Below are 1,175 nucleotides of genomic sequence, written 5' to 3' on the forward strand. Positions count from 1 at the left end.
CCATTGTTGTCGGAGGACAATAGAGTTTGATCAATTTTAAAAACGTTTCTGGACAGAAGCGAGTTACATCTTTTATTAAATTAACATTTAACAGATAATCTGAGGTGTTGAAAACCTCTCATCGATTGGTCAAAGCGACTTACAGGTTGGAAATAGCCCTTGTTATATTTTCTAGATATGGCTTTATTTGCGTATTAATCTCTAACTCAACATTACACTTGAAGTTATCTTTAAAGTCGCCCAAAGCCCACATAACTTTACGGGTCTCGGCAGTTTGAATGTCCTTTTCGAATCGAGCCATTACCCAGTAGTCACTTAGAAGTAAGAAGAAAATTGATGCCATAGAGTGAACACTATTTGCAAAATTGTATGGTGAGATAGTGTTGTCAAAATTCCAATTTTTGCTTCTTCTTGTACCAGTGAGGATTTCAAGATCATTAAATGCTTTACTTAGTGGAAATTGGAACGACGAGCTTTTTACTCTGTTGTACTTCCCTTCATCGATACAGGTCTGACACTCGTTAATTATCTTAGCTAAACGCTCAAAAAAATCGGTGTTTGTAATTTCATAAGGAGCATAATCACCGCCTTTAGCATTAGGGAATAAGTTGATATGTACCAATCCAGCTACATCTATAGGTTGACACTCTAACGCTCCAGCGATTTTGTCACTGTACTTTACGAACTCTTCTCGATGTTTATAGTAATTTGCAAAAAGGTTCTGAGCTTGAATCTGCGCTATCTGTGTACTTGCTCTATCGAGTTGCTCTTTAGTTTGTATTGATCTGTGATTTAATGAAATTAAGCCCACAATTGCAGCGTAAGCTGCGGCTAACTTAATTGGCGCATTGAAGAGTGTAATGAAATTTTCGAACCCTTTTGGAGTAAGGGAAAGCGAGTAATTAGGTATAACTGAAGTCGATATCAAAATCGTAACTATAAAAATCGTCACCCCAAAAAACCATGAAAGAATCTTGATTGAAGTGAGTTCGGAGATTCCTTTGTACGCTGTCATGACTATCCCTAAGTGACTGATATTATGTAACCTAACGACAGGTTACATGTTTTGAAAAAATTAAATCAATTATCTTTCTGATTGCATCAGTGGTCAACCTGTCAAAACGTGATGTATGGAATCCACTCCCTCCTTAGCAATCTAGACTTAGGAGTGTGAG

1 protein-coding gene is annotated in these 1,175 nt (G+C 37.0%); it reads right to left on the reverse strand.

All coding sequences use genetic code 11. The features are described from left to right. Positions 1-139: 139 nt before the first annotated feature. Positions 140-1,015 (reverse strand): hypothetical protein, encoded by an 876-nt coding sequence (locus AB6D58_RS24480; RefSeq protein ID WP_372083340.1) that lies wholly within the window; start codon positions 1,013-1,015, stop codon positions 140-142. Between the last annotated feature and the right edge of the window lie 160 nt (positions 1,016-1,175).

The sequence above is a fragment of the Vibrio sp. 10N.239.312.D08 genome (assembly GCF_041466145.1).
Lineage (GTDB): Bacteria > Pseudomonadota > Gammaproteobacteria > Enterobacterales > Vibrionaceae > Vibrio > Vibrio crassostreae_C.

Bases quoted from the DNA above. Each gene is read 5' to 3' on its own strand.
- AB6D58_RS24480 (WP_372083340.1), bottom strand. From the start codon at position 1,015: ATGACAGCGTACAAAGGAATCTCCGAACTCACTTCAATCAAGATTCTT.